A 17,042-nucleotide genomic window follows, 5' to 3' on the forward strand; every position below is an offset into this window, starting at 1 on the left:
GCGTCTCCTCGAAGGATCAAGATCGAGTGGAGGGGGTAGGGGAGGGCGCGGCGCGCCACGCGAACCGCGCCGGACGGACCGCGCCATCGCCGGACGGACCGCGTCACGCGGACCGCGTCAGGCGGGCGCGCGTTCCCCGGGCAGTACGGTCAGCAGCCGCTCCGCGACCCGCGGCGGCGGGCTCCCGTCCTCGCCGGGCATGGTGCGCAGCAGATGGCCCAGGCGCTGCCGGGCGGGCCCGGGCTCGGCCAACTCCGGGAGCAGCGCGGCGAGTTGCCACTCCACCGCCTGGTCCCGGTCGGCGCTGAGCACCCAGTCGCGCAGCACGTCGAGCGCGTGCCCGGTGTGCTGCCGGTCGCCGAGGGCGGCCCGCCAGAGCGTCGCGATGTGCCGGGCGTCCGGCGTGCCCGCCGCGGCCGACTCGGCGTACCGGGACAGGAGCAGCGGAAGCCCGTACGGCTCGTCGTTCTCCGTCTCCGTACGGCCGCAGGCGCGCAGAAAGCCGCCGAGGGCCAGGTCGTGCACGGCACGGTCGTCGTCGAGGGTCCGGGTGAGCTCGGCGAGGACCTCGCCGGCGGCGGGGGAGAGGAGCAGCAGCTCGACGGAGTCGGCGAGTTCGGCCAGCATCGTCTCGTCGGGCCCGTCGGGCCCGACGGGCTGATCCGACGCGTCGGCTCCGTACTCCTTGCGCACCGCGCGGCGCAGCGCGGCGAGCGTCTCGCGCGGGCGCTCCGGGCCGATCAGCGCGTGCGCGCGCACGGCGACCCAGCAGCGCCGCGGGTCGTCGTCCGTGCACCAGGTGTCGAGGATCCGCGGCACGTTGGCGCTGCTGCCCAGCATGTGCGTGAGGGCGAGCGCGTTGACCGCGGCGTTGCGGTGCCGGAACCGCTCGGAGTGCACCCAGGGCTCCACCACCAGGGCCATGGCGGACGGCAGATCGGTGGCGGCGAGCACGGCGACCGTGGCGGCCGCGCGGGTACGGACGAGGGGCCGCCCGTCACCCGCGAGCAGCCGGAGCCACCGCACCAGGCCGGGCCGCGCCGACGGGTGCCCGATCCACACCTCGCGCAGCAGCACCAGCGCGGCCCGGTCGTCCTGGTAGGCGGCCTTGGACTGGGTGACGTGCCCCCACTCGGTGTCCTCGGTCTCCTCGTACGACGTGGCGCGGGCGAGCTGGAGCCGCCCCGCGATCGAGGTGCCGAAGACCGGGACCTCGGGCACCTTGAGGCGGTTCTCGGTCTCCTGGAGATACGCGTAGAGGGCGTCGCTCAACTCGGCGGTGAGGGCGTACGGCGCACCGTCGAAGGCGGCGAGCGCGACCAGGAACGCCTTGTCCCGCAGCGGTGTGATCGCCTCGTCCGCGTCGAACCACTCCTGCACCTGGCTCTCCAGGGAGGCGAGCGAGAAGCGCGCCACGTCGGCCTCGCCCGCCGCCCCGTCCGCGTACCGCAGCAGGGTCCTGGCGAAGGCCGCCACCTCGCGCAACTGGTGGTCGCGGCCGAGGAAGTCGGCCACGGAGTCGAGCGCGAGCAGCCGCTCGACGGTCTTCTCGTCGGTCTCCGCGTGCAGTTGCGCCGTGAGGACGTCGGCGGCGCCCGGCGGCACCCAGCGCGTGACGGGGATGTCCTCGAGCGCCGCCGTGGGGCCCACCGTGATCACCAAGTGGGCGTCCTTCTCGGCGAGTTTCTCGCGTATGGCGAGCAGGTGCGGCTCGCGCAGCGGCTGGTCGCGGCGCGTGCTGAGGTCGCACAGGACATAGCCACCGCCGGTGTCGCCGTCGAGCTGTCCGGCCAGCGCGTTCGGCGAGGTGGTGCGGTCGAGGGTGCGTACGGGCGAGGCGCCCAGGCGGCGCAGAAGCATGAGGGCCGCGGTGCGCCGCCCGGTGAAGTGCGCCCCGGAGAGCACCAGGACGCGCTCGGCGCGCAGCCGCGCGAGGAGCCCGTCGAGTACGGACTCGTCGGCGACGAAGGACCGTTCGAGCCGGGCGAGGACGGACTCGGGGACCTCCCCGGAGGCGTGCGTGGGCCCGGGCACGCCCAGGTGGTAGATCTCCGTCTTGCTGCCCATGATGACGTCGCCGGTGACCTGGCCGCCGCTGACGCCGTGCTGATCGCGGGCGACGAAGCCGCCGCCGAAGCCCGCGCCGTCGCCCACCATGATCTTGGGGCTGTGCTGGTAGAGGTCGCGCCGTGCGGCCCAGGCGTCCTGCGGCCGGTCGGCGTCGTCCGGGGCCTGCTGGTCCTCGGCCGCTCCGCTCTCGGGGGGCTCGGCGCCGGGGGCGGCCGGGTCGGCGGGCTTGCCCTCCGCGTCCGCGGGGCGTGCGCCGCCCGGTGCCTCGTCGGCACTCATGGGCGCTCACCTCGCTCGGGGTCGGTTCCGGTGGTGCCGGTGCCGGTGCCGGTGCCGGTACCGGTGTTTCCGGTTCCGCCGACGTGTACGTCGCCGGTGACCTGGCCGCCGCTGACGCCGTGTTGGTCCCCGGCGACGTAGCCGCCGCCGAAGGTGACGTTGCCGTTGAAGATGGCGGCTGCCGGTGGGCCGGCGGGGGGTGCGGCTGCGGTTCCCTGCTTGTCGTCGGCGGTACGGGGGGCCTCGGCTTCGGCCACCGACGTGGCGTCCGCCACCGACGCGGCGTCCGCATCCTCCGGCACCGGCCCGTGCAGCCAGGCGCTGAGCGGACCGTTCTTGGAGTCCACCGTGATGGCGTGGAACTCCTCGGCGGGGATGCCCGGGTGCCCCTGCCGCACGATCCCGGCGTGCACCGCGTCCGAGACGCAGAGCGCGAAGTCGTCCGGCCGCTGCCGCAGCGCCCGCCGCAGCAGCTCGGCGTCGAGCAGCCGGCAGGCGTGGTTGAGCTGGCTGCCCACCCAGCCGCCGTGCCCGTCGACGGCGACGTACCCGGTCGCGAGCACGGCGCGCAGCCGTATCTGGGCCGAGCTCGAGGCCATCCGGTTCGTCGCCCGGAGGCGTATCGGAACCTCGGTGAGCAGGGCCCGGAGCAGGGCCGGTACGGAGGCGTTGGCGTCGATCAGCTCCATCACGGAGTCGCCCCGGTCGGCGCGCAGCCGGAGCGTCTCGTCGATGCCCGCGGCCTCCAGGGTCTCGTCGGTGAGGTCGTAGAGCATGCGCCGTAAGTACGCCTGCTCGACGTCGTCGCGGTCGCTGTACTTCTCGATGTCGAGCAGAAGGATCGTCCTGCTCACGGGGTCGCTCGCGGCGGCGCTCATGCCCTGCCTCTCGCTCGGTCACTGGTCGGACTGGCCGGACGGCCGGACTGGCCGGACGGGTCGGCAGGCAGCAGCGTGGCGGGCGCGGGCCGCGGGGAGTTAGGGCGGATGACGCACTCGTTCTGTGACCGTGTGCACAGAACGGCGCGGCGACCCCCGAACTCCCGTACTCCCTCCGAAGGACTCACCACCTGCCGGAAGCCGCGCCCCCCGCGCCCCCCGAAGGCCGCTCCCGTCGAGCGATCCGCCGCAGGATGTCCGGCCGCAGGATCACGACCGTCCGCCTCCCGGTGGTCACCACGCCGCGGTCCCGGAGGTCCTTGAGCACCCGTTGGAGCATTTCGCGGGAGGCGGCCACGGCACCGGCGAGCTCCTGTTTGCTCAGGGCCACCCCGAGGTCGATGCCGTCGGGCACCCGCCGGCCGTGTGCCCGGGCGAGGTCCAGGAGCAGCGCCGCGACCCGCTCCAGGGTGGTCATCGAGGCGAAGAGCACCCAGCGCGAGTCGGCCGCGCGGGTCCGCTCCGCGATCAGGCCCATGAGCTTCACGCCCACATGACCCCGCTCTTCGAGGTACGCCATGAAGCGGTCCCGTTCGATCGCCACGGCCTGGACGGTCTCGAGGGCGGTCACGGTCGCCGAGCGCGGCCGCCCGGTGAGCCCGGCCGACTCGCCGATCAGGTCGCCGGGGCCGCGCAGCGCGAGCAGCGCCTCATAGCCGTCGTCCGCGGTGGCGGTCACCTTGGTCCAGCCGTGCAGCACGACCAGGACGTGCGTGGACGGCTCGTGCTGCTGCATCAGCGGCACCTTGGCGGCGAACCGCAGCTCCCGGCCGAGGGCGAGCAGCGCCGTACGGTCCTCCGGTTCGAGCCGGGCGAGGAACGGCACCCGGTCATGGAGGCCGTCGTCGCCCTCCGGCAGATTGCGCACCGGTCGAACCCCCGATCGTCGACGCCGTTGCCGTACCGGCCAGCCAGTCGATCAAGGTACGGCCGGCACCCGGGCGTTGAAGGTGCGGTCGCCGGTGAACGGCCGAAAGTGTGCGGGCGCGCTACCGTGGAACGGCCGAAATCACATCAAGGCCGCCACCCCGAGCCGTCCTGATTCGTCCGGCCGACGTCCGTAGCAGAAGGCGACAACTCCGGCGTGTCAGGGCCCATTCATTTGTTTTGACCGAAGTCCATGCGGTAGGTACGCTCAGACCTTGTGCCTGGGGTGTGCCTGGGCTCCCGTGCGTGCCCATCGTCCGCCCGGTGAGTTCCGATCGGTGAGTACCGATCAAGGCCGCCGCAATCCGCATCCCCTCCGCCTTATCAGCGGAGCGTGCAGGGTTCGACACACCCGACCGCGTGGGTCGGCAAAGTTCCAGGTTAGCTTTACTCATACGGCACACAGAAACCGGAGAAGTAGTGCCTACGATCCAGCAGCTGGTCCGAAAGGGCCGGCAGGACAAGGTCGAGAAGACGAAGACGCCGGCCCTGGAGGCTTCGCCCCAGCGCCGTGGCGTCTGCACGCGTGTGTTCACCACCACCCCGAAGAAGCCGAACTCGGCCCTCCGTAAGGTCGCGCGTGTGCGTCTGACCTCCGGCATCGAGGTCACGGCCTACATCCCGGGTGAGGGGCACAACCTGCAGGAGCACTCCATCGTGCTCGTGCGCGGCGGTCGTGTGAAGGACCTGCCGGGTGTTCGCTACAAGATCATCCGGGGTGCGCTCGACACCCAGGCGGTCAAGAACCGCAAGCAGGCCCGCAGCCGCTACGGCGCCAAGAAGGAGAAGTAAGAATGCCTCGTAAGGGCCCCGCCCCGAAGCGCCCGGTCATCATCGACCCGGTCTACGGTTCTCCTCTGGTGACCTCCCTCATCAACAAGGTGCTGCTGAACGGCAAGCGCTCCACCGCCGAGCGCATCGTGTACGGCGCCATGGAGGGTCTGCGCGAGAAGTCCGGCAACGACCCGGTCATCACGCTCAAGCGCGCGCTCGAGAACATCAAGCCGACCCTCGAGGTCAAGTCCCGCCGTGTCGGTGGTGCGACCTACCAGGTTCCGGTTGAGGTCAAGCCCGGCCGCGCCAACACCCTCGCGCTCCGCTGGCTCGTGGGTTACTCCCGCGCCCGCCGCGAGAAGACCATGACCGAGCGTCTGATGAACGAGCTGCTCGATGCCTCCAACGGCCTCGGCGCAGCCGTGAAGAAGCGCGAGGACACGCACAAGATGGCCGAGTCCAACAAGGCCTTCGCGCACTACCGCTGGTAGTCGAAACCCACATCGAGAGACCGAGAGAAGACTGAAGCCTTATGGCTACCACTTCGCTTGACCTGGCCAAGGTGCGCAACATCGGCATCATGGCCCACATCGACGCGGGCAAGACGACGACCACCGAGCGGATCCTGTTCTACACCGGTGTTTCGTACAAGATCGGTGAGGTCCACGACGGCGCTGCCACGATGGACTGGATGGAGCAGGAGCAGGAGCGTGGTATCACCATCACCTCCGCAGCCACCACTTGTCACTGGCCGCTCGAAAACGTCGACCACACCATCAACATCATCGACACCCCGGGGCACGTCGACTTCACCGTTGAGGTGGAGCGCTCCCTGCGCGTGCTCGACGGTGCCGTGACGGTGTTCGACGGTGTGGCCGGTGTCGAGCCCCAGTCCGAGACCGTTTGGCGGCAGGCGGACCGTTACGGCGTTCCGCGTATCTGCTTCGTCAACAAGCTCGACCGCACCGGCGCCGAGTTCCACCGCTGCGTCGACATGATCACCGACCGCCTGGGCGCGCAGCCGCTGGTCATGCAGCTGCCGATCGGTGCCGAGGCGGACTTCAAGGGCGTCGTCGACCTGGTCACGATGAAGGCCTTCGTGTGGTCCGCCGAGGCCACCAAGGGCGAGATGTACGACACCGTCGACATCCCGGACACCCACAAGGAGGCCGCCGAGGAGTACCGCGGCAAGCTCCTTGAGGCCGTGGCCGAGAACGACGAAGAGATCATGGAGCTGTACCTGGAGGGCGAGGAGCCCTCCGTGGAGCAGCTGTACGCCGCGATCCGTCGTATCACCATCGCGTCCGGCAAGAGCGAGGGCACCACCGTCACCCCGGTGTTCTGCGGTACCGCGTTCAAGAACAAGGGTGTCCAGCCGCTGCTCGACGCCGTTGTCCGCTTCCTCCCGTCGCCGCTCGACATCGAGGCGATCGAGGGCCACGCGGTCAACAACCCCGACGAGGTCGTCAAGCGGAAGCCGTCCGAGGACGAGCCGCTCTCCGCCCTCGCGTTCAAGATCGCTTCCGACCCGCACCTGGGCAAGCTCACCTTCATCCGGGTCTACTCGGGCCGCCTGGTGTCCGGCACCGCGGTGCTGAACTCCGTGAAGGGCAAGAAGGAGCGCATCGGCAAGATCTACCGCATGCACGCGAACAAGCGTGAGGAGATCGAGTCGGTGGGCGCCGGCGACATCGTCGCCGTCATGGGCCTGAAGCAGACCACCACCGGTGAGACGCTCTGCGACGACAAGAACCAGGTCATCCTGGAGTCCATGGACTTCCCGGCGCCGGTCATCGAGGTCGCGATCGAGCCCAAGTCCAAGGGCGACCAGGAGAAGCTGGGTGTCGCCATCCAGCGCCTGGCCGAGGAGGACCCGTCCTTCCGCGTCAAGACCGACGAGGAGACCGGCCAGACGATCATCGCCGGTATGGGCGAGCTCCACCTGGACGTCCTCGTCGACCGCATGAAGCGCGAGTTCCGGGTCGAGGCCAACGTCGGTAAGCCGCAGGTGGCGTACCGCGAGACCCTGCGCAAGCAGGTCGAGCGCCTGGACTACACGCACAAGAAGCAGACCGGTGGTTCCGGTCAGTTCGCCAAGGTGCAGATCGCGCTCGAGCCCCTTGAGGGCGACGGCTACGAGTTCGAGAACAAGGTCACCGGTGGCCGCATCCCGCGGGAGTACATCCCGTCCGTGGACGCGGGCTGCCAGGAGGCCATGGAGTTCGGTGTGCTCGCCGGCTACCCGCTCACGGGTGTCCGGGTCATCCTGCTCGACGGTGCCTACCATGAGGTCGACTCCTCGGAGATGGCCTTCAAGATCGCCGGTTCGATGGCCTTCAAGGAGGCCGCGAAGAAGGCGTCCCCGGCCCTGCTCGAGCCGATGATGAAGGTCGAGGTGACGACGCCCGAGGACTACATGGGTGACGTCATCGGTGACATCAACTCCCGTCGCGGTCAGATCCAGTCCATGGAAGACCGCCACGGTGCCAAGCTCGTCACGGGCCTGGTGCCGCTGTCGGAGATGTTCGGCTACGTCGGCGACCTCCGCAGCAAGACCTCGGGTCGCGCAAGCTACTCGATGCAGTTCGACTCCTACGCCGAGGTTCCCCGGAACGTCGCCGAGGAGATCATCGCGAAGGCCAAGGGCGAGTAACTCACCCGAGTTCAAGCTTTAGGCTTGTCACCGGAGCCTTAAGGGGGCATTACCTCCCCAACCGGAAGGTAATGCCCCTGGGCCCCGGGCATCCCAGCAAAGATCACCTGGCGCCGATGAGTAAGGCGTACAGAACCACTCCACAGGAGGACCCCAGTGGCGAAGGCGAAGTTCGAGCGGACTAAGCCGCACGTCAACATCGGCACCATCGGTCACATTGACCACGGTAAGACGACCCTCACGGCCGCCATTACCAAGGTGCTGCACGACGCGTACCCCGACCTGAACGAGGCTTCGGCCTTCGACATGATCGACAAGGCGCCCGAGGAGCGTCAGCGCGGTATCACCATCTCCATCGCGCACGTCGAGTACCAGACCGAGACGCGTCACTACGCCCACGTCGACTGCCCCGGTCACGCGGACTACATCAAGAACATGATCACCGGTGCCGCCCAGATGGACGGCGCGATCCTGGTGGTCGCCGCGACCGACGGCCCGATGCCGCAGACCAAGGAGCACGTGCTCCTGGCCCGCCAGGTCGGCGTTCCGTACATCGTTGTCGCCCTGAACAAGGCCGACATGGTGGACGACGAGGAGATCCTGGAGCTCGTCGAGCTCGAGGTCCGTGAGCTCCTCTCCGAGTACGAGTTCCCGGGCGACGACGTTCCGGTCGTCAAGGTCTCCGCCCTGAAGGCCCTCGAGGGCGACAAGGAGTGGGGCAACTCGGTCCTCGAGCTCATGAACGCCGTCGACACCGCCATTCCGGAGCCGGAGCGCGACGTCGACAAGCCGTTCCTCATGCCGATCGAGGACGTCTTCACGATCACCGGTCGCGGTACGGTCGTCACCGGCCGTATCGAGCGTGGTGTCCTGAAGGTCAACGAGACCGTCGACATCATCGGCATCAAGACCGAGAAGACCACCACCACGGTCACCGGCATCGAGATGTTCCGCAAGCTGCTCGACGAGGGCCAGGCCGGTGAGAACGTCGGTCTGCTGCTCCGCGGCATCAAGCGCGAGGACGTCGAGCGCGGCCAGGTCATCATCAAGCCGGGCTCGGTCACCCCGCACACCGAGTTCGAGGCGCAGGCCTACATCCTCTCCAAGGACGAGGGTGGCCGCCACACGCCGTTCTTCAACAACTACCGCCCGCAGTTCTACTTCCGTACGACTGACGTGACCGGTGTTGTGGAGCTCCCCGAGGGCACCGAGATGGTCATGCCCGGCGACAACACTGAGATGAAGGTTCAGCTCATCCAGCCCGTCGCCATGGAGGAGGGCCTGAAGTTCGCCATCCGTGAGGGTGGCCGGACCGTCGGCGCCGGCCAGGTCACCAAGATCCTCAAGTAATTGACGATCTGACCTGGTAGCTCGCCGAGCACCAGCTCAAGCCGGAGCCCCCGTACACCTCGTGTGTACGGGGGCTCCGGTCGTGTGCGGCTGTGCGTCGGCTCGTACGCGGCTGCGCGTCGGCAGCCGAATGCGCGGCGCCGTGCGGGCACATGGGTTTGACAAGGGGGCCTTGGGGGGTACGCTTCCTCGCCCTGATTGGCGCCCGACACGGCCCATATGGCACACTGTCCAGGTTGCTCGGTTGAGTGCCGATGCTGCGCGCCTCCCGCCGGGAGGACCGGAAGCGAGTCCCACAGTACTCGTCGCCCCAACTGCCGTAAGGGCAGCGCTGTGGCGGACGTACGGGAATCTTCCGGGAAGCGTCAGCGGGGTGCCTTCAGCCAGGCATCCGGTGGCCAAGCCGCTCACGTTGCAGGCTTCCCCGGCTCGCGGTCTTACGGCCCGCACCCCTAGCAGGGAAATCCCTTTGGGAGATCCATGTCGACGGGACTGCGACACGCCCGACCGCGTGGGTCGGAGAAGAGGGCCGGAGTCACCGGGTTCCAGAGCGTTACGAGAGACAGGACTACGAAGTAGCCATGGCGGGACAGAAGATCCGCATCCGGCTCAAGGCCTACGACCACGAGGTCATCGACACGTCGGCGAAGAAGATCGTCGAGACGGTGACCCGTACTGGTGCGTCGGTCGCGGGCCCGGTGCCGCTGCCCACTGAGAAGAACGTGTACTGCGTCATCAAGTCGCCGCACAAGTACAAGGACTCGCGCGAGCACTTCGAGATGCGCACGCACAAGCGCCTGATCGACATCCTCGACCCGACCCCCAAGACCGTTGACTCTCTGATGCGACTCGACCTCCCGGCCGGTGTCGACATCGAGATCAAGCTCTGAGGCCGGTGATCTGAGAGATGGCTAAGCAGATCAAGGGCATCCTGGGCGAGAAGCTCGGCATGACGCAGGTGTGGGACGAGAACAACCGCGTTGTTCCCGTCACCGTCGTCAAGGCCGGTCCGAACGTCGTGACCCAGGTCCGTACGAATGACACCGACGGCTACGAGTCGGTCCAGATCGCCTTCGGCGAGATCGACCCGCGCAAGGTGAACAAGCCCCTCAAGGGCCACTTCTCCAAGGCCGACGTCACCCCCCGCCGTCACCTCGTCGAGATCCGTACCGCTGACGCCAGCGAGTACACCCTCGGCCAGGAGATCACCGCCGACACCTTCGAGGCCGGCGTCAAGGTGGACGTGACCGGCAAGAGCAAGGGCAAGGGCTTCGCCGGTGTCATGAAGCGCCACAACTTCGGTGGCCTCGGCGCCGGGCACGGTACCCAGCGCAAGCACCGCTCTCCCGGTTCCATCGGTGGCTGCGCCACCCCTGGCCGTGTGTTCAAGGGCCTCCGCATGGCGGGCCGTATGGGCAACGAGCGGGTCACCACCCAGAACCTGACCGTCCACGCCGTTGACGCGGAGAAGGGTCTGCTGCTCATCAAGGGCGCGGTTCCTGGTCCGAACGGCGGCCTCGTCCTGGTCCGTACCGCGGCCAAGGGGGCCTGAGGTAACCGATGAGCACCATTGACATCCTTTCGCCGGCTGGCGACAAGGCCGGGACCGTCGAGCTCCCTTCGGAGATCTTCGACGCGAAGACCAGCGTTCCGCTGATCCACCAGGTCGTCGTCGCCCAGCTGGCCGCTGCCCGACAGGGCACGCACAAGACCAAGACCCGTGGCGAGGTCCGCGGCGGTGGCAAGAAGCCGTACCGCCAGAAGGGCACCGGCCGCGCGCGCCAGGGTTCGACCCGTGCGCCGCAGTTCGCCGGCGGTGGCGTGGTCCACGGCCCCGTGCCGCGTGACTACTCGCAGCGGACCCCGAAGAAGATGAAGGCCGCCGCGCTGCGTGGCGCCCTCTCCGACCGGGCCCGTCACAACCGCATCCACGTCGTGTCCGACGTGGTCGAGGGCGACGTCTCCACCAAGGCCGCCAAGACCCTCCTGGGCAAGATCTCCGAGCGCAAGAACGTGCTCCTGGTCATCGCCCGCGAGGACGAGAAGGCCCTGCTGTCGGCTCGCAACCTGCCCCAGGTGCACATCCTGGAGCCGGGCCAGCTGAACACGTACGACGTGCTCGTCTCGGACGACGTGGTCTTCACCAAGGCCGCCTTCGACTCCTTCGTCGCTGGCCCCAAGGCCAATGAGACCGAAGGGAGCGAGGCCTGATGACTGAGGCCACCGTCACCAGCAAGACCTTCACCGACCCCCGGGACGTCCTCGTCAAGCCGGTCGTGTCGGAGAAGAGCTACGCCCTGCTCGACGAGAACAAGTACACGTTCATCGTCGACCCGCGTGCGAACAAGACCCAGATCAAGCAGGCCGTCGAGGCGGTCTTCTCGGTCAAGGTCACCGGGGTCAACACGATCAACCGCCAGGGCAAGCGCAAGCGCACCCGCACCGGTTTCGGTAAGCGCGCCAACACCAAGCGCGCCATCGTGACCCTCGCCGAGGGCGACCGTATCGACATCTTCGGCCAGGCCTCCTAACGGAGCGCCCTGGTCCGATATCGGACGAGGACTGAGAAATGGGAATCCGCAAGTACAAGCCGACGACGCCGGGCCGCCGTGGCTCCTCCGTCGCCGACTTCGTCGAGGTCACGCGGTCCACGCCGGAGAAGTCGCTGGTCCGCCCCCTGCACAGCAAGGGCGGCCGTAACAATTCCGGTCGTGTGACCGTTCGCCACCAGGGTGGCGGCCACAAGCGCGCCTACCGCGTGATCGACTTCCGTCGTCACGACAAGGACGGCGTGCCGGCGAAGGTCGCGCACATCGAGTACGACCCGAACCGCACCGCGCGCATCGCGCTGCTGCACTACGCAGACGGCGAGAAGCGCTACATCATCGCTCCGCGTGGCCTGAACCAGGGCGACCGGATCGAGAACGGCCCCGGGGCCGACATCAAGCCCGGCAACAACCTGGCGCTCCGCAACATCCCGGTCGGTACCACGATCCACGCGATCGAGCTCCGTCCCGGTGGTGGCGCGAAGTTCGCCCGTTCCGCGGGTGCCTCCGTGCAGCTGCTCGCGAAGGAGGGCTCGATGGCCCACCTCCGCATGCCGTCCGGAGAGATCCGCCTGGTCGACGTCCGCTGCCGCGCCACCATCGGCGAGGTCGGCAACGCCGAGCAGTCGAACATCAACTGGGGTAAGGCCGGCCGTAAGCGCTGGCTGGGCGTCCGTCCCACCGTTCGCGGTGTCGTGATGAACCCGGTTGACCACCCGCACGGTGGTGGTGAGGGCAAGACCTCCGGTGGTCGCCACCCGGTCTCGCCCTGGGGCAAGAAGGAAGGCCGTACTCGTTCGCCCAAGAAGGCGTCGAACAAGTACATCGTCCGCCGCCGCAAGACGAACAAGAAGCGCTAAGGACGGGTTGAGATGCCTCGTAGCCTGAAGAAGGGGCCCTTCGTCGACGACCACCTGATCAAGAAGGTGGACGCCCAGAACGAAGCCGGCACCAAGAACGTCATCAAGACCTGGTCCCGTCGCTCCATGATCGTGCCGGCCATGCTCGGCCACACGCTCGCGGTGCACAACGGCAAGACCCACATCCCGGTGTTCGTCACCGAGTCGATGGTCGGCCACAAGCTCGGCGAGTTCTCGCCGACCCGCACCTTCCGGGGTCACGTCAAGGACGACCGGAAGTCGAAGCGCCGCTAAGGCGGGGTGGAATCGACTATGACTAACACCGAAGGGACAACCATGGAAGCCAGGGCCCAGGCGCGGTACATCCGCGTCACGCCCATGAAGGCCCGCCGTGTGGTGGACCTCATCCGTGGCATGGACGCCACGGAGGCCCAGGCGGTCCTGCGTTTCGCCCCGCAGGCCGCGTCTGTGCCGGTCGGCAAGGTGCTCGACAGCGCCATTGCCAACGCCGCGCACAACTACGACCACACGGACGCCTCCTCGCTGTTCATCAGCGAGGCGTACGTCGACGAGGGCCCGACCCTGAAGCGGTTCCGTCCGCGCGCCCAGGGCCGTGCCTACCGGATCCGCAAGCGGACCAGCCACATCACCGTGGTCGTCAGCAGCAAGGAAGGAACCCGGTAATGGGCCAGAAGGTAAACCCGCACGGGTTCCGGCTCGGTGTCACGACCGACTTCAAGTCGCGTTGGTACGCCGACAAGCTGTACAAGGACTACGTCAAGGAAGACGTCGCCATCCGTCGGATGATGACGTCCGGCATGGAGCGCGCCGGCATCTCCAAGGTGGAGATCGAGCGCACCCGTGACCGTGTCCGCGTGGACATCCACACCGCCCGCCCGGGCATCGTCATCGGCCGCCGTGGCGCCGAGGCCGACCGCATCCGCGGTGACCTCGAGAAGCTCACGGGCAAGCAGGTCCAGCTGAACATCCTCGAGGTCAAGAACCCCGAGACCGACGCTCAGCTGGTTGCCCAGGCCGTTGCCGAGCAGCTGTCCTCCCGCGTCTCCTTCCGCCGCGCCATGCGTAAGAGCATGCAGTCGGCCATGAAGGCGGGTGCCAAGGGCATCAAGATCCAGTGCGGCGGTCGTCTCGGCGGTGCCGAGATGTCCCGCTCGGAGTTCTACCGCGAGGGCCGCGTGCCCCTGCACACGCTCCGCGCGAACGTCGACTACGGCTTCTTCGAGGCCAAGACGACCTTCGGCCGCATCGGCGTGAAGGTCTGGATCTACAAGGGCGACGTCAAGAACATCGCCGAGGTCCGCGCCGAAAACGCCGCTGCCCGCGCCGGCAACCGCCCGGCCCGTGGTGGCAGCGACCGCCCGGCCCGTGGCCGCGGTGGCGAGCGTCGTGGCCGCAAGCCGCAGCAGAGCGCGCCGGCTGCCGAGGCCCCCAAGACGGAGTCCTCGGCGGCTACCGCCGCCACTGCTGCTCCGGCTGAGAGCACTGGAACGGAGGCCTGACCGACATGCTGATCCCTCGTAGGGTCAAGCACCGCAAGCAGCACCACCCCAAGCGCACTGGCATGGCCAAGGGCGGTACCGAGGTGGCGTTCGGCGAGTACGGGATCCAGGCCCTGACCCCCGCGTACGTGACGAACCGTCAGATCGAGGCGGCTCGTATCGCCATGACGCGTCACATCAAGCGTGGCGGCAAGGTGTGGATCAACATCTACCCGGACCGCCCGCTGACCAAGAAGCCCGCCGAGACCCGCATGGGTTCCGGTAAGGGCTCCCCCGAGTGGTGGGTCGCGAACGTCAAGCCCGGACGGGTGATGTTCGAGCTGTCCTACCCGAACGAGAAGATTGCGCGTGAGGCGCTTACCCGCGCTGCTCACAAGCTTCCGATGAAGTGCCGCATTGTTCGGCGCGAGGCAGGTGAAGCGTGATGTCGGCCGGCACCAAGGCGTCCGAGCTGCGCGAGCTGGGCAACGAGGAGCTTGTCGCCAAGCTCCGCGAGGCCAAGGAAGAGCTGTTCAACCTCCGCTTCCAGGCGGCGACCGGCCAGCTCGAGAACCACGGCCGGCTCAAGGCCGTCCGCAAGGACATCGCGCGGATCTACACCCTCATGCGTGAGCGCGAGCTGGGCATCGAGACGGTGGAGAGCGCCTGATGAGCGAGAAGAACGTGACTGAAGAGACTGCCGCCCGCGGCTTCCGCAAGACCCGTGAGGGTCTGGTCGTCAGCGACAAGATGGACAAGACCGTCGTCGTCGCTGTCGAGGACCGCGTCAAGCACGCGCTGTACGGCAAGGTCATCCGCCGTACGAACAAGCTCAAGGCGCACGACGAGCAGAACGCTGCCGGCATCGGCGACCGCGTCCTCCTGATGGAGACGCGTCCGCTGTCCGCCACCAAGCGCTGGCGCATCGTCGAGATCCTCGAGAAGGCCAAGTAATTCCTGCGGGGATTAGCCCGCAGGACAGTTCCGCCAGGCTCGGCATGGGGCCAACTCCCGCATGGGAGAAGGCCCCTGCCGGGAACCGGCAGACGATCAGGAGATAGACGTGATCCAGCAGGAGTCGCGACTCAAGGTCGCCGACAACACTGGTGCGAAGGAAATCCTTTGCATTCGTGTTCTCGGTGGCTCGGGTCGCCGCTACGCGGGCATCGGTGACGTCATCGTCGCCACCGTCAAGGACGCGATCCCCGGTGGCAACGTGAAGAAGGGTGACGTCATCAAGGCGGTCATCGTTCGCACCGTCAAGGAGCGCCGCCGTCCGGACGGCTCGTACATCCGCTTCGACGAGAACGCCGCCGTCATTCTGAAGAACGACGGCGACCCTCGCGGCACCCGTATCTTCGGCCCCGTGGGCCGTGAGCTGCGCGAGAAGAAGTTCATGAAGATCATCTCGCTCGCGCCGGAGGTGCTGTAAGCATGAAGATCAAGAAGGGCGACCTGGTCCAGGTCATCACCGGTAAGGACAAGGGCAAGCAGGGCAAGGTCATTGCGGCCTTCCCGCGCGAGGACCGCGTCCTGGTCGAGGGTGTCAACCGGGTCAAGAAGCACACCAAGGCGAACCAGCCGGGCCGCGCCTCGCAGGCCGGCGGCATCGTGACCACCGAGGCCCCGATTCACGTGAGCAACGTTCAGCTCGTCGTGGAGAAGGACGGCAACAAGGTCGTCACGCGCGTCGGTTACCGCTTCGACGACGAAGGCAACAAGATCCGCGTTGCCAAGCGGACCGGTGAGGACATCTGATGGCTACCACCACCATTCCGCGTCTCAAGACGAAGTACCGCGAGGAGATCGCGGGCAAGCTGCGTGACGAGTTCAAGTACGAGAACGTCATGCAGATCCCCGGCCTCGTGAAGATCGTGGTCAACATGGGTGTGGGCGACGCCGCCCGCGACTCCAAGCTGATCGAGGGCGCCATTCGCGACCTCACCACGATCACCGGTCAGAAGCCGGCCGTGACCAAGGCCCGCAAGTCCATCGCGCAGTTCAAGCTGCGTGAGGGTCAGCCGATCGGTGCCCACGTCACGCTCCGTGGCGACCGCATGTGGGAGTTCCTGGACCGCACCCTGTCGCTCGCGCTCCCGCGCATCCGCGACTTCCGTGGTCTGTCCCCCAAGCAGTTCGACGGCCGTGGCAACTACACCTTCGGTCTCACCGAGCAGGTCATGTTCCACGAGATCGACCAGGACAAGATCGACCGCGTCCGGGGTATGGACATCACCGTGGTCACCACGGCGACCAACGACGCTGAGGGCCGCGCGCTCCTCCGTCACCTCGGCTTCCCGTTCAAGGAGGCGTGAGCGAGATGGCGAAGAAGGCTCTCATCGCGAAGGCTGCTCGCAAGCCCAAGTTCGGCGTGCGTGCGTACACCCGCTGCCAGCGCTGCGGTCGTCCGCACTCCGTCTACCGCAAGTTCGGCCTGTGCCGCGTGTGCCTTCGTGAGATGGCTCACCGCGGCGAGCTGCCGGGCGTGACCAAGAGCTCCTGGTAAGCACCTACTGCCCTTTGGGCATAGGGACTTCCCGGATCTCTCGGTAAGCAATGGGTCGGTAGGGGCCCGATCACACATGGCTTAGGCTTGTGTGGTTGGGCGCCCGCCGCCCGTACGACTTACTACGCCGTAGGTCCCCGCGCCGCACCCGTCCCGCCCCTGAGCGGGGAGAGGGATGGCGCATACAGGAAACCCCGGCGAGAGAGGCCGAAGGCCAATTCATGACCATGACTGATCCGATCGCAGACATGCTTACGCGTCTGCGGAACGCGAACTCGGCGTACCACGACTCGGTGTCGATGCCGCACTCCAAGATCAAGTCGCACATTGCGGAGATCCTCCAGCAGGAGGGCTTCATCACGGGCTGGAAGGTCGAGGACGCCGAGGTCGGCAAGAACCTCGTGCTCGACCTGAAGTTCGGCCCGAACCGTGAGCGCTCCATCGCGGGCATCAAGCGGATCTCCAAGCCCGGTCTGCGGGTTTACGCAAAGTCCACCAACCTGCCGAAGGTGCTCGGCGGCCTGGGCGTGGCGATCATCTCCACGTCGCACGGTCTCCTCACCGACAAGCAGGCCGGCAAGAAGGGCGTGGGTGGGGAAGTCCTCGCCTACGTCTGGTAACGGAAGGGAACGGAGGAAAC

General features: G+C 67.7%; 23 protein-coding genes. 20 read left to right on the plus strand and 3 right to left on the minus strand.

The window, feature by feature from the left end:
- Nucleotides 1-117: 117 nt before the first annotated feature.
- From ACWD10_RS00245 to ACWD10_RS00255, 3 genes are all read right to left on the minus strand, one after another.
- Entirely contained in the window at nucleotides 118-2,349 is a 2,232-nt protein-coding gene (locus ACWD10_RS00245) for a hypothetical protein (RefSeq protein ID WP_451085308.1), read from the minus strand.
- On the minus strand, nucleotides 2,346-3,227 hold the full coding sequence (locus ACWD10_RS00250) for a hypothetical protein (protein ID WP_451085310.1): 882 nt from the start codon (nucleotides 3,225-3,227) through the stop codon (nucleotides 2,346-2,348). The genes ACWD10_RS00245 and ACWD10_RS00250 overlap by 4 nt, the downstream gene beginning before the upstream one ends.
- Nucleotides 3,228-3,411: 184 nt before the next feature.
- The gene (locus ACWD10_RS00255; protein ID WP_451085859.1) at nucleotides 3,412-4,146 is read right to left on the minus strand and encodes a Crp/Fnr family transcriptional regulator; all 735 of its coding nucleotides are present in this window, start codon (nucleotides 4,144-4,146) and stop codon (nucleotides 3,412-3,414) included.
- Between the two features lie 488 nt (nucleotides 4,147-4,634).
- Here ACWD10_RS00255 and rpsL point away from each other — a divergent pair, with 488 nt between their 5' ends.
- The 20 genes from rpsL (at nucleotide 4,635) to rpsH (ending at nucleotide 17,022) form a co-directional block, all read left to right on the plus strand.
- On the plus strand, nucleotides 4,635-5,006 hold the full coding sequence (gene rpsL, locus ACWD10_RS00260; RefSeq protein WP_007265893.1) for a 30S ribosomal protein S12: 372 nt from the start codon (nucleotides 4,635-4,637) through the stop codon (nucleotides 5,004-5,006).
- 2 nt (nucleotides 5,007-5,008) lie between these two features.
- Nucleotides 5,009-5,479: a 30S ribosomal protein S7 gene (gene rpsG / locus ACWD10_RS00265; RefSeq protein WP_111663838.1), complete on the plus strand. Its 471-nt coding sequence runs from the start codon at nucleotides 5,009-5,011 to the stop codon at nucleotides 5,477-5,479.
- Between the two features lie 41 nt (nucleotides 5,480-5,520).
- Nucleotides 5,521-7,641: an elongation factor G gene (fusA, locus tag ACWD10_RS00270; RefSeq protein WP_451085312.1), complete on the plus strand. Its 2,121-nt coding sequence runs from the start codon at nucleotides 5,521-5,523 to the stop codon at nucleotides 7,639-7,641.
- Nucleotides 7,642-7,797: 156 nt separating this feature from the next.
- A complete protein-coding gene (gene tuf, locus ACWD10_RS00275; protein WP_451085314.1) occupies nucleotides 7,798-8,991 on the plus strand; it encodes an elongation factor Tu in 1,194 nt (397 codons plus the stop codon).
- Nucleotides 8,992-9,572: 581 nt separating this feature from the next.
- Nucleotides 9,573-9,881 (plus strand): 30S ribosomal protein S10, encoded by a 309-nt coding sequence (gene rpsJ, locus ACWD10_RS00280; protein ID WP_004571821.1) that lies wholly within the window; start codon nucleotides 9,573-9,575, stop codon nucleotides 9,879-9,881.
- 17 nt (nucleotides 9,882-9,898) lie between these two features.
- A complete protein-coding gene (rplC, locus tag ACWD10_RS00285) occupies nucleotides 9,899-10,543 on the plus strand; it encodes a 50S ribosomal protein L3 (protein ID WP_451085316.1) in 645 nt (214 codons plus the stop codon).
- Nucleotides 10,544-10,551: 8 nt separating this feature from the next.
- The gene (gene rplD, locus ACWD10_RS00290) at nucleotides 10,552-11,202 is read left to right on the plus strand and encodes a 50S ribosomal protein L4 (RefSeq protein ID WP_451085318.1); all 651 of its coding nucleotides are present in this window, start codon (nucleotides 10,552-10,554) and stop codon (nucleotides 11,200-11,202) included.
- On the plus strand, nucleotides 11,202-11,522 hold the full coding sequence (gene rplW / locus ACWD10_RS00295; protein ID WP_451085320.1) for a 50S ribosomal protein L23: 321 nt from the start codon (nucleotides 11,202-11,204) through the stop codon (nucleotides 11,520-11,522). Before rplD ends, rplW begins: the two co-directional genes overlap by 1 nt.
- Before the next feature lie 38 nt (nucleotides 11,523-11,560).
- Nucleotides 11,561-12,397: a 50S ribosomal protein L2 gene (gene rplB / locus ACWD10_RS00300; RefSeq protein WP_161692948.1), complete on the plus strand. Its 837-nt coding sequence runs from the start codon at nucleotides 11,561-11,563 to the stop codon at nucleotides 12,395-12,397.
- 12 nt (nucleotides 12,398-12,409) lie between these two features.
- On the plus strand, nucleotides 12,410-12,691 hold the full coding sequence (rpsS, locus tag ACWD10_RS00305) for a 30S ribosomal protein S19 (RefSeq protein ID WP_003992359.1): 282 nt from the start codon (nucleotides 12,410-12,412) through the stop codon (nucleotides 12,689-12,691).
- Nucleotides 12,692-12,733: 42 nt separating this feature from the next.
- Nucleotides 12,734-13,081 (plus strand): 50S ribosomal protein L22, encoded by a 348-nt coding sequence (gene rplV / locus ACWD10_RS00310; protein WP_009327087.1) that lies wholly within the window; start codon nucleotides 12,734-12,736, stop codon nucleotides 13,079-13,081.
- A complete protein-coding gene (gene rpsC / locus ACWD10_RS00315; protein ID WP_451085322.1) occupies nucleotides 13,081-13,917 on the plus strand; it encodes a 30S ribosomal protein S3 in 837 nt (278 codons plus the stop codon). Before rplV ends, rpsC begins: the two co-directional genes overlap by 1 nt.
- Nucleotides 13,918-13,922: 5 nt before the next feature.
- Complete coding sequence (gene rplP, locus ACWD10_RS00320; protein WP_451085324.1) at nucleotides 13,923-14,342, plus strand: 50S ribosomal protein L16; 420 nt, start codon at nucleotides 13,923-13,925, stop codon at nucleotides 14,340-14,342.
- Complete coding sequence (gene rpmC, locus ACWD10_RS00325; RefSeq protein ID WP_017949657.1) at nucleotides 14,342-14,566, plus strand: 50S ribosomal protein L29; 225 nt, start codon at nucleotides 14,342-14,344, stop codon at nucleotides 14,564-14,566. Before rplP ends, rpmC begins: the two co-directional genes overlap by 1 nt.
- The gene (rpsQ, locus tag ACWD10_RS00330) at nucleotides 14,566-14,850 is read left to right on the plus strand and encodes a 30S ribosomal protein S17 (protein WP_451085326.1); all 285 of its coding nucleotides are present in this window, start codon (nucleotides 14,566-14,568) and stop codon (nucleotides 14,848-14,850) included. Before rpmC ends, rpsQ begins: the two co-directional genes overlap by 1 nt.
- A gap of 109 nt (nucleotides 14,851-14,959) precedes the next feature.
- On the plus strand, nucleotides 14,960-15,328 hold the full coding sequence (gene rplN / locus ACWD10_RS00335; protein WP_119286207.1) for a 50S ribosomal protein L14: 369 nt from the start codon (nucleotides 14,960-14,962) through the stop codon (nucleotides 15,326-15,328).
- A gap of 2 nt (nucleotides 15,329-15,330) precedes the next feature.
- A complete protein-coding gene (gene rplX, locus ACWD10_RS00340; RefSeq protein WP_105868304.1) occupies nucleotides 15,331-15,654 on the plus strand; it encodes a 50S ribosomal protein L24 in 324 nt (107 codons plus the stop codon).
- On the plus strand, nucleotides 15,654-16,211 hold the full coding sequence (rplE, locus tag ACWD10_RS00345; protein ID WP_451085329.1) for a 50S ribosomal protein L5: 558 nt from the start codon (nucleotides 15,654-15,656) through the stop codon (nucleotides 16,209-16,211). The genes rplX and rplE overlap by 1 nt, the downstream gene beginning before the upstream one ends.
- Before the next feature lie 5 nt (nucleotides 16,212-16,216).
- Nucleotides 16,217-16,402, plus strand: coding sequence for a type Z 30S ribosomal protein S14 (locus tag ACWD10_RS00350; RefSeq protein WP_003956452.1), 186 nt, complete (start codon nucleotides 16,217-16,219; stop codon nucleotides 16,400-16,402).
- Nucleotides 16,403-16,623: 221 nt separating this feature from the next.
- A complete protein-coding gene (rpsH, locus tag ACWD10_RS00355) occupies nucleotides 16,624-17,022 on the plus strand; it encodes a 30S ribosomal protein S8 (protein ID WP_240118078.1) in 399 nt (132 codons plus the stop codon).
- Nucleotides 17,023-17,042 lie beyond the last annotated feature (20 nt).

The sequence above is a fragment of the Streptomyces sp. NPDC002851 genome (genome assembly GCF_053591935.1).